Origin of the sequence: Archangium violaceum Cb vi76 (assembly GCF_000733295.1) — a bacterium.
Taxonomy (GTDB): domain Bacteria; phylum Myxococcota; class Myxococcia; order Myxococcales; family Myxococcaceae; genus Archangium; species Archangium violaceum.
This window is the reverse complement of the sequence record NZ_JPMI01000261.1, coordinates 1-10,023: the sequence shown is the minus strand read 5'-3', so window position 1 is coordinate 10,023 and position 10,023 is coordinate 1. Positions and strand designations below refer to the sequence as shown.

The window sequence follows — 10,023 nt, the reverse complement described above, 5'->3', positions numbered from 1 at the left end:
TCAGGGATAGGCAGACCCTCACCCCAGCCCTCTCCCAGAGGGAGAGGGTGCATGCCTCAGTGTCCCTTGTTCAGCTCGGCGGCCACGGTGTCCAGCAGGTCATCGAGCTCGAAGGGCTTGGCGAGGAAGCGGCTGCCCTGCAGCTCCGACTTGGAGACGCGCCCGGCGCTCATCACCACCACGGGGGTGTGGCGCAGCTCCGGGTCCTCCTTGAGCCGGCGCAGCATCTCCTGCCCGTCCATCACCGGCATCATCAAATCCAGCAGGATGAGGTCCGGGCGGTCCTTGCGCACATGGTCGAGTCCCTCGGCCCCGTTGGCGGCGGTGAACACCTCGTACCCCTCCACGGAGAGGATGTCCGTGAGGGCCTCCAGGATGGCCACCTCGTCGTCCACGATGAGGAGCTTGCTCATGAGCGGCTCCGCTTCCGGGAGGGCAGGCGCCGTACCGCCTTCTTGGGGCGGGTGCGCTTGGTCTTCACATTCAGCGGCCGGGCCAGTCCGGTGAGGATGGCCTCGGCGCTCTCGAAGGTCTCGGCCACGTCGATGCCCCGAGTCGAGATGGAGAATTCGCGCAGAGCGGGTTGGTAGTCACTCTCGCGCATCTTGAGGATGGACAGCATCCGGTACAGCTGGGAGCGGAACTCCACATACCGGAGGAACACGATGTTGTCGACGATGCCTTCCACGCCCTCCAGCTTCGCCTCCAGCCGGGGCCCGAAGAGCACCCGGGTCTGCTGGCTCATCAGCGTGGTGACCCCCCGGGAGCGCAGCACGTTGAGCAGCGCGGTGAGGAAGTCCGGGGCCCGGCCAGGCTCCAGCGGCTCCTGCAGGAGTGGCTCCAGGCCGTCGAGGAAGAGCCGTTGGATGCGGTGGCGCTCCACCAGGCCCAGCAGCTCGTGCACCAGCGCGTCCGGGAGGGTCTCCACCGCCGCCCGCGTCTCCAGCACCACCCGGCCCGAGTCCACCGCCGGCCGCAGGGGCAGGCCCACGCCGTCGGCCTTCGCCAGCAGCCGGGGGGCTGTCTCCATGAAGCCGAAATAGAGGCCGGGCTCGCCCTGGCGCGCGCCGCACTCCAGGAAGTGCAGCCCCAGCAGCGTCTTGCCACTGCCCGGCGAGCCGAGCAGCAGCGTGGACGAGTGGGGACGCACCCCGCCCTGCATCATCTCGTCCAGCCGCGCCAGGCCGAAGCCCTGCCGCCGCTCCAGGTCCAGCTTCTCCTGGGGCGGGTGGCGGTGGAGGCTCTCCAGGCGCGGGTAGACGCTCAGCCCCCGCTCGTTGATGTCGAAGGTGTGCCGGCCGAGCAGCTGGGCCTCGCCGCGCAGCTTCGTCACCTCCACGGTGCGCACCGCCCGGAGTCCCCGCTGCTGCAGCTCGAGCACCACCACCCCATCCACCATGGCGAACTGCGGGTCCGCCGCGTTCTCCTGCCGGTTGGTGAGCACCAGGGTGGTGCAGCCGGCCAGCGCGTTGTGCACGCCCAGGCCATGGAGGAACTCGCGGAAGGCCAGCACCGAGCCAGCGCTCTCCTGCGCCGCCAGCAGCCCGTCCACCACCAGCACCGAGGCCTCGTGCTCGCGCACCGAGCGGTAGAGCAGCTTCGCCAGCCCCTCGAGCCCCTCGGCCTTCAGCGTGGCGTAGCCGCTCACGTAGTGCAGCGACTGGCCGATGACGTCCCGCTGGAAGAAGCGCATGCGGCGCAGGTGCTCCGTCATCCGCCCGTGGGACTCGGACAGCATGGTGACGAACACGGCCCGCCCGCCGTTGGCCACGTGCGAGAAGCAGAGCTGGTTGCCCAGGATGGTCTTCCCCGTCCCCGGCGCCCCGGTGACCATATAGGTGCCACCATGGAGCCACCCGCCCCTGAGCAGGGTGTCCAGGCCGGTGGACCCGGTCGGCACCCGGCGCGTGGACTCCTCGGGCTGCTCTGCTTCGTTCACGCTCCCCGTCTCCTCTCTCGCCGAGTGGACACTACTGGCACCGCTTACGTCCCGAGGAGAATTCCGCTGCGAGTGTCCGCATGTGTCCGAACGCTCACGGCTCTGTTGGTTTCTGAACGCTCGAGGGGGCGGCGGGTGTCTGGAGGTGCTCGCGCAGCAGGTGCTTCTGCACCTTGCCGAGCGCGTTGCGGGGCAGGGCGTCCACGAGCTCGACGCGGCGGGGCTTCTTGAAGCTGGCGAGCCGGTCCTTGCAGAAGTCGGCCAGCGCCTGGGCGGAGGGCGGGGGCGAGCGCGGGACGACGACGGCCACCACCTGCTCGCCGAAGTCCGGGTCCGGCAGGCCGAGCACCGCCACCTCGGCGACGCCCGGGTGGGTGGCGAGCACCTCCTCCACCTCGCGCGGGTACACGTTGAAGCCGCCGCTGATGATGAGCTCGCGCGCGCGGCCGGTGATATGGAAGTAGCCGTCCCCGTCCCGCAGGCCGAGGTCTCCGGTGCGGAACCAGCCCTCGGCGTCGAAGGACTCGGCGGTGGCGTCCGGGCGCTGCCAGTAGCCGGCGAAGACGTGGGGGCCGCGGACCTCGATTTCCCCCGTCTCGCCGTCCGGCAGCGGCTGGCGGGTGCGCACGTCCACCACGCGCGCCTCCTGGCCGGGGTAGGGCATGCCCACGGTGCCGGGACGGCGCTCGCCCTCGTAGGGGTTGGTGGTGTTCATGAGGGTCTCCGTCATCCCGTAGCGCTCGAGGATGCGCTGGCCGAACGTCTCCGCCACGTCGTGGAAGAGCTGGGGGCTGAGCGGGGCCGAGCCGGAGACGAGCAGCCGGAGGGGACGGGGACGCAGCCCGGTGCGGCGGGCCTCCTCGACGAGCCGGCCGTACATGGTGGGCACGCCGAAGAACATCGTGAGGGAGGCGTCCTCCTGGAGGGCGGAGAGGACCTCGGGGGCGGCGAAGCGGCGGCGCAGGTCCACGCTGCCACCGGAGGAGAGGGTGCCGTGCAGGCCCACCATGAGGCCGTGGGTGTGGAAGAGCGGGAGGGTGAGCAGGAGCCTGTCGTTCTCCGTCCAGCGCCAGGCCTCGGTGACGGCGCGCACGTTGGCGAGCAGGTTGCGGTGCAGCAGCATGGCGCCCTTGGAGCGGCCGGTGGTGCCGGAGGTGTAGCCGAGCACGGCGAGCTGCTCGCCCCGGGGCATGGGGAGGGCGGCGTGGGCGTCTCCCTCGGCGAGGAGCGTGTCGAAGCCCACGTCGGGCCATGGCAGGGGCCCGTCCGGTGACTCCACGGTGACGAGCCACTCCAGCGCGGACAGTGGGGCCTTCAGCGGGGCGAGCTCCTCGGCCCCGGCGGCCCCGGTGACACAGACGCGTGCGCCGGCATCGGAGAGGATGTGGCCGAGCTCCACCTGCCGGTACTGGGTGTTGACGAGGACGACGACGCCCCCGGCGTACTGCGTGCCCAGGTAGGCGATGACGAAGGCGGGGCTGTTCTCCAGGAAGAGGGCCACGCGCTCGCCGGACTTCAGCCCGCGGCGCTGGAGGGCGCTGGCGAAGGCGGTGACGTGTCCGGCGAGCTGTCCGGCGGTGAAGCGCTGCTGCTCGAAGTCCAGGACGGGCCGTTCGGGAGCCTGACGGGCGCGGGTGAGGAAGAGCTCGAGGAGGGAGGTCGCCATGGGCGCGGAAGCTACCCCCGAGGGCCCCGTTCCGCACTAACCTGCGTGGCTCAACACTTTCGAGGGGAAACGCCGTGGGGATCGCCCGAATCCTGGGATTCATGCTCGTCGTCGCCGGCACCGTCTTCCTGGTGACCGCGTACCGCGCCACCGGCTCGCTGTCGGAGCGCGCCATGGAGACGTTCACCGGTAGATACTCCGAGCGCACGCAGCGGGACCTGGTGCTCGGCGCCGCGGGCGTGGTGGGCGGCGTGCTGCTCATCGCCTTCGGAGGTGGAGGCGGCAAGCGCCGCCGCTAGCGCACCTCCGTCCCCACTTCCGCTCCTTCCCTCCCGCGGGGATCCAATCGGTCCCCTTGAATTCAATTCCCTCTGGACACCCATCCCGAGGGGGCTGGAGGGAACGGACATGCGAGCGGAGAAATACGCGTTGCTCACGCGTGCCCTGGAGGAGCTGCGGACGGGCCAGTCGGCCGCGGCCCGGTGCTCACTCGGGGCACTCACCCGGCGGCTGGACGTGGATGCGGTGCCCGAGGACATGCAGTACTTCCTCTTCGCCGCGGCGCTCGCCCGGCGCGTGGGCGTGGGCGAGGCGCGGCAGATGAACCTCTACCTGCGGCGCTTCGAGTTGCCTCAAATCTCCCTCTTCAACCTGGTGGCCGAGCGGCTCCCCATGGTGGGCATGGCGGGACGGATCGCCAATGACTTGCTGTGTGGGCTGCTCGAGGGCCACGAGGACGCCACGCTCATCGACGTGGGCCTGGGCACGGGGCGGCAGGAGGTGGCGCTGCTGCGCCGGCTGGCGGAGCGCGGCACCACATTGCGGCGGCTCACCGTGGTGGGCGTGGAGCCGGACCCGCGGAGCCTGCGTCAGGCGGAGACGTCCCTCATGGCGCTCGCCGGGGAGATGGGGATGGCCCTGCGCTTCCTGGGCATCCCCAAGGTGCTCGAGGCGCTCGACGAGGAGGACTGGGCCCTGCTGCGCGACACGCCCGGGCCGCGGCTGGTGCACGCGGCCTTCGCCATGCACCACATGGCCGCGGGGGTGGACCGGCAGGAGATCTTCCACCGGTTGCGCACCGTGGAGCCCGCCGCCGTGGTGCTGGTCGAGCCGAACTCGGACCATGCCACCGATTCGCTGTCCGAGCGCTTCCACAACGCGTGGCACCACTTCTCGCACCACTTCGAGCTGGTGGACGCGCTGGGCCTGCCCGAGCGCGAGCGCAACGGCATCAAGCTGTTCTTCGGCCGGGAGTTCGAGGACATCCTCGGCGCGGTGGACGACTCGCAGCGGTACGAGCGGCACGAGCGGGTGGAGACGTGGGGCCACCGGTTGAGGACGGCGGGCTTCCGTCCAGCACCGGCCAGCCTGCTCGAGGGAGGCTGGTCCTTCCCGCACCCGGCGGTGCACATCCGTGCGGAGCCGGGGTATGTGGGCGTGGGCTACAAGGAGGAGACGTTGGTGACGGTCCTGTGTGCCACCCCGGAAGCGAGCTGCTGAGCCATGGAGGAGCCCTCGTTGGAGGAGCGGGCCCGGCGGGTGCTGGAGGCCTGCCGGCGCGCGGGTGAGCGGCTGGCGCTGGCGGAGGCCAGTACGGGAGGACTCGTGTCGGCGAGCCTCACGGACATCGCCGGGGCGTCGGCGGTGGTGGAGCGCGGCTTCGTCCCGTACTCGAACGAGGCGAAGACGGAGCAGCTCGGCGTGCCGGTGGAGTTGATGGTGGCCCACGGCGCGGTCAGCGAGCAGGTGGCGCTGGCGCTCGCACGGGGGGCGCTGGCCCGCTCGCACGCCACGTTGGCGTTCGCCGAGACGGGGATCGCTGGACCTTCGGGGGGCGTCGGAGGCGAAGCCGGTGGGGCTCGTGTACCTCGCGGTGACGCGGCGGGATGGGACGCACGTGGGTGAGCGCCACGTCTTCACGGGGGACCGGAAGACGATCCGCCGTGCGGCGGCGGCGCGAGGGTTGGAGCTGTTGCTCTCCCTCCTGGAGAGAAGCTGACTACCCGACATGGTGGGAGGGGGGACCGCTCCTGCCAGGGGAGGAATGTTAGGCTCGACGCCTCTTCAGCTCTCACGAAGGAGAGCGGCCGTGTATCGGATCGACATCGACAAACAGCACTGCATCATCGAGCTCGTCCTGGATGGGTTCATCCGCCCGGAGGAGATGACGAGGTTCGTCGAGGAGCTGAGGGCCGCCACGCTGTCGCTGGCCGGGCGGGACATTGGCATCAAGGCGGACATGCGCACCTTCCGTCCCTCCGCGCCGCCGGTGGCGGAGATGCTGCGGGACGTGCAGCAGTTCGGCATCCAGAATGGCGTGAAGCGGGTGGCGGAGATGGTGGAGAGCCAGATGGCCGCGTTGCAGCTCAACCGGGTGGCGCGCGAGAGCGGGACGGACAAGATCCTCCGCCGTTTCACGGACGACCAGTCGGCACGGCGCTGGCTCATCCACGGAGAAGAGGAAGCCCTCTCCGCGTAGGTCCGCGGCCCGCGCGGGTTGCCTCGGATTGGCATGGGGGTAACGGGGACCGCAGGCGTTCCCGAGTCGGACCGGCTTTGACATCACCCGCGAGAACGGCTCGGGTAGCTGTTAGAAATCGGGTTCGGTCGAAGCGCTTCCTCCAATACCCATGCCCCCTCGCGCATATACCCGCGTTGCCGTCGTCCAGCTCGCCTGTCAGCCAGCCATCGCGCTCCCAGGACGGGCGCCCTTCGAGGATCCTCTCTTCGACCTGGCTCACGCGGACGCCCTGCGCCCGGAGGGCGAGCCCCCACCCGAGCTGGACACCCGCTTCAGCGAGCTGCGCGAGCGCATCGCCCGCCTCCACCGCGAGCAGCTCCTGCTCAAGGTCCAGGCGATTCTCGGCCAGTGTCAGCAGTGGGGTGTCCGGCTCATTGTCTTCCCCGAGTACAGCCTGCCCTGGCAGGTGCTCGAGCAGGTGGCTCGTGCCGGTGGGGATCTGGTCATCGTGGCGGGGACCCACTCCGTCACCCGGCCCGCGCGGCAATCCGGCGTCTACGAGCGGCTCGGCGGACAACTCCCGGCGCTCGGCCAGGCTATTTGCCCGGTGCTCCACCGCGGACGCCTGCTCGGGCTTCAGCCCAAGCTCTCCCTCACCGAGATGGAGCAGGAACTGCGGCCGGGTCAGGTGTGGCGCCCCATCCCGCTCGAAGGGCTTCCCGGGCCCATGGGCGTTCTCATCTGCCTCGATTTCCTCCACCGTGGAGGAGAGGCCCACCTCAAGCTCGTGGCCGAGGCCCTGGAGCAGAGCCACTTCCTGGCGGTGCCGAGCTACACGCCCTTCCACACCATCCCGGAGTTTCACGCCAAGGCGCAGGAAGAGGCTCAGCGCTACGGGCGGCCCGTGCTCTGGGCGGACGTCGCCGTCTTCTCGGGGAAGAAGGCCGCGGGCGGCAGCTCCATCTTCGTGGACGAGGGCCACGCCGGAGATCTGCGCCGCTTCCCCGAGCACGCCGGCTACCTGGAGCCGGGCGACGAGGGCGTCATCGTCGCGGATGTGGATCTCGGCTTCGCACGCGTGGGACCGTCCACACGCTACGACCAGAAGCGCCCCATCGTCCCCTTCGCCGCGGCGGGGCTCGTCTACCCGGTGCACCCAGCGGGTGAGCGCTACGCACAGTGGCTCGCGCGGGTGGGGCCCCTGCTGGAGCGCGAGGATGACGAGGCGGTGGAGTTCCTGGCGCAGCAGGTCGCCGAGGCACGCCCCCTGCTCCTGGATGCGGGTGCCAGCAACAAGGCTCGCGAGGCGCGTCTCCGCCGGCTCTCGAGGGAACTGGACAGCCTCGTCTCGGTGGAGCAGTTCCGCCGCTATACCCGGGAGATCGTCCTGCCGCCCCAGGCGCTGCCGCTGCCCGCCCTGCGGGCGGTGCTGGCCGGTGGCGCGGCGGACGCGATCTTCGAGTGGCAGAAGGACTGGCGCGGTTTCGGACTGGGCGCGCTGGTGCAGCGGCTCCATGATGCGGCGCGCCCGGTGAGTCCGCCTGATCCCGGCGAGTGGACGGAGGCCGGGAGTACGGCGCTGGAGTTCGTGCGTCGGGTGGTGCACCAGAGCCCCGAGCCCTCCGAGCCCGAGCCCGAGCCCAAGGCGGAGGTGCGCTGGGCCATCCCCGCTGGGATCGATCCGGCGGCGCTGGGCGAGCTGCGGCGCGGGGGCTTCGTCTTCCGCTTTCGGCCACGACCCGAGGACTTCCGGGCCACGACGCGCGAAGGGCGTGCGCTCCACGCAGCGACAGCTCCTGCCTATGATGATGGAGAGGGGTTCAGTGCGGGCGTACTCCTCGCCGCGCAAGAGCTCTTCCTGCTGACCGTGGCGGAAGCGCCCGGCCCCACCGCGGCCATGGCCGTGGCGGTGGAGGGGCAGGCCGTGGGCGCGATCCTCCCCATCAGTCACGTGGGGGAGCACTGGGCGATCCAGTTCTGGGAGGTTGACGGTTGGTGGAGAGGGCACACCCCACAGGTTCAGCGCGCCCTGGAAGAGGAACTTCGGCAAGTGGAGATGCAGTGCGTCTCCACCGAGTCTGGCAAGAAGCGGCTTGAAGCCCTGTGCTCCCGTTTCGAAAAGGGACGAGAGCGGGTGGAGGTGCTCCGAGCCGAGCGCCTGGCCACCGTGAATGGCTCTTTCGTCCAACCCACTGTCCGGGTGGGGGAGGTGTCACTGCCCGCACTGGACGCGCTGGACCAGTGGCTTGAATCAGGGGACCAGACGGCCTTGGTCCTGGGTGAATACGGCGCTGGCAAGTCCACCACCCTGGCGGTGTGGTGCTCTCGGCTGTGGAGCCAGGACGAGGCACCGCGTCCCCTGCTGAGCAGCCTCGCCTCCGCTGCCACCGGCCGCGACGCCCACGGACTGCTGCTGGACGCCGCAGGCGCTGAGGATACCCCCGCCAACCGCGCGGCGCTGCGTCTGCTCATCAGAACCCGGCGGGTGCTGCCCGTCTTTGATGGTTTCGATGAGATGGCCACGCGGCTCGGATCGAGCGGGTTGGCCGGGCGGCTGTCGGAACTGCTTGGTGTCGCGGAGGAGACCGGCCGCGTGGTGGTGTCCTCGCGTGAGCACTACTTCGAGTCAGAGACCACGCTCCACTCCACCGCTGCTGAGGCGCTGCGCCAGGCGCTGGGGACCTCCTCGGGTCTCACGCGTATTACCTTCCAGCCTTTTGATTTCGGCCAGATCAAGGAGTTGATGGAGAAGAGCCTGCCTTCGCCGCAGAAGGTGGATGAGGCGCTCAAGAGGCTCCAGGACACCTACGATCTGATGGACCTGGTGACACGGCCGCTGCTGCTCGGCATGGTGCTGGCGTCCCTGGAGCGCATCGCGCCCACGGCACGGGTGGCGCCAGCGGACATCTACGAAGCCTACCTGCGGCATTGGCTCTCGCAGACCTCGGAGGATGGCGAATCGCTCTCCCACACCCAGAAGCAGGAGTTCGCCGAGGCGCTCGCGGAGGAACTGTGGCGCTCGGGCAGGACGTCCTGTTCGTGGCGGGAACTGCGAAGGACCGTGCGTGAGCGCATGGGTCGGCAGCTCCCCGATCACTTGACGCCCTCCGCCGTCTTTCGGGATATCGAGGGAGGTGCCTTCTTCGTGCGTGAGGGCGAGGAACACTACCGGTTCGCGCATAAGTCCTTCCTCGAGTACTTCCTCGCCCGGGCACTGGTGGAGACCCTGGAGGTCCAGCCGGAGCAGGCGCTGGACACCCGCCCGTTCACTCGCGAGGTGGCGGCGTTTCTCGGAGAGGTGCTCCGGCGCAGGACGGGAGATGCCCTGCAGTCCCGCGCCGTGCTCGCTCTGCAGGCGCTGCTGCGAGCGAGGGGAACGGAGAGTGGTAGGGCGGGCCCGGCGGTGACCAATGCATTCCGGCTTCTGCATGGGTTGGCGGTCTGGGCGCAGGACGGGAGGCAGTGGCTCCCCGAGCGGGCCGACCTGCGAGGGGTGGAGCTGACGGGTGAGGATCTGCGCGGTGCCCGTCTGGGAGCGGCCCTGCTGCACGGAGCCCGGCTCGCGGGAGCGGATCTGTCTGGCGCGGACCTCGCGGGGGCGGATCTCTCCCATGCGGTGTTGGTGGGAGTGCGGCTGGAGGGGACCTCGCTGCGGGGTGCCAATGCAACGGGGGCGGACTTCACCCAGGCCGAGGCGACGCGGTGCGATGCGGTGGGCGCGAACCTCTCCCGAGCGACGCTGAGCCAGTCCGTGTGGTGGGAGAGCCGCTGGGAAGGTGCCGAGCTGAGTGGGGCCGAGGTGACCGCGGCGCTCATGATACCCGCGCCCCCTCACGCGACGCCGCGGCTCGCCCCCCGCTCGCTTCAACCGCGCATCGCGACCGGCCACGCAGGAGGTGTCAGGTCCGTGTCCTGGAGCGGGGACGGACGGAGGCTGGCCTCCTCGGGGGAGGACGG

At 70.2% G+C, this 10,023-nt stretch carries 9 protein-coding genes; 6 read left to right on the top strand and 3 right to left on the bottom strand.

Features of this window, described 5'->3' with window-relative positions; translation table 11 throughout:
* Nucleotides 1-56: 56 nt before the first annotated feature.
* The 3 genes from Q664_RS35930 to Q664_RS35920 form a co-directional block, all read right to left on the bottom strand.
* Complete coding sequence (locus Q664_RS35930) at nt 57-413, bottom strand: response regulator (protein WP_043406377.1); 357 nt, start codon at nt 411-413, stop codon at nt 57-59.
* The gene (locus Q664_RS35925) at nt 410-1,939 is read right to left on the bottom strand and encodes an ATPase domain-containing protein (RefSeq protein WP_043406376.1); all 1,530 of its coding nucleotides are present in this window, start codon (nt 1,937-1,939) and stop codon (nt 410-412) included. Before Q664_RS35925 ends, Q664_RS35930 begins: the two co-directional genes overlap by 4 nt.
* Before the next feature lie 94 nt (nt 1,940-2,033).
* Nucleotides 2,034-3,605: an AMP-binding protein gene (locus Q664_RS35920; protein WP_052519092.1), complete on the bottom strand. Its 1,572-nt coding sequence runs from the start codon at nt 3,603-3,605 to the stop codon at nt 2,034-2,036.
* A gap of 74 nt (nt 3,606-3,679) precedes the next feature.
* Between Q664_RS35920 and Q664_RS35915 the strand changes: the two genes are divergently transcribed.
* From Q664_RS35915 to Q664_RS61545, 6 genes are all read left to right on the top strand, one after another.
* Nucleotides 3,680-3,904: a DUF3185 family protein gene (locus Q664_RS35915; RefSeq protein ID WP_052519091.1), complete on the top strand. Its 225-nt coding sequence runs from the start codon at nt 3,680-3,682 to the stop codon at nt 3,902-3,904.
* A 109-nt stretch (nt 3,905-4,013) separates the two neighbouring features.
* A complete protein-coding gene (locus Q664_RS35910; RefSeq protein WP_043406372.1) occupies nt 4,014-5,105 on the top strand; it encodes a GRAS family protein in 1,092 nt (363 codons plus the stop codon).
* Between the two features lie 3 nt (nt 5,106-5,108).
* Nucleotides 5,109-5,510: a CinA family protein gene (locus tag Q664_RS35905; protein WP_326938764.1), complete on the top strand. Its 402-nt coding sequence runs from the start codon at nt 5,109-5,111 to the stop codon at nt 5,508-5,510.
* A complete protein-coding gene (locus tag Q664_RS62760) occupies nt 5,503-5,604 on the top strand; it encodes a hypothetical protein (protein ID WP_369406345.1) in 102 nt (33 codons plus the stop codon). The genes Q664_RS35905 and Q664_RS62760 overlap by 8 nt, the downstream gene beginning before the upstream one ends.
* A 90-nt stretch (nt 5,605-5,694) precedes the next feature.
* A complete protein-coding gene (locus Q664_RS35900; protein WP_043406369.1) occupies nt 5,695-6,084 on the top strand; it encodes an STAS/SEC14 domain-containing protein in 390 nt (129 codons plus the stop codon).
* 151 nt (nt 6,085-6,235) lie between these two features.
* Nucleotides 6,236-10,023, top strand: a 3,788-nt coding sequence (locus Q664_RS61545) for a pentapeptide repeat-containing protein (RefSeq protein ID WP_235217008.1), incomplete at its 3' end; no start/stop codon positions are given.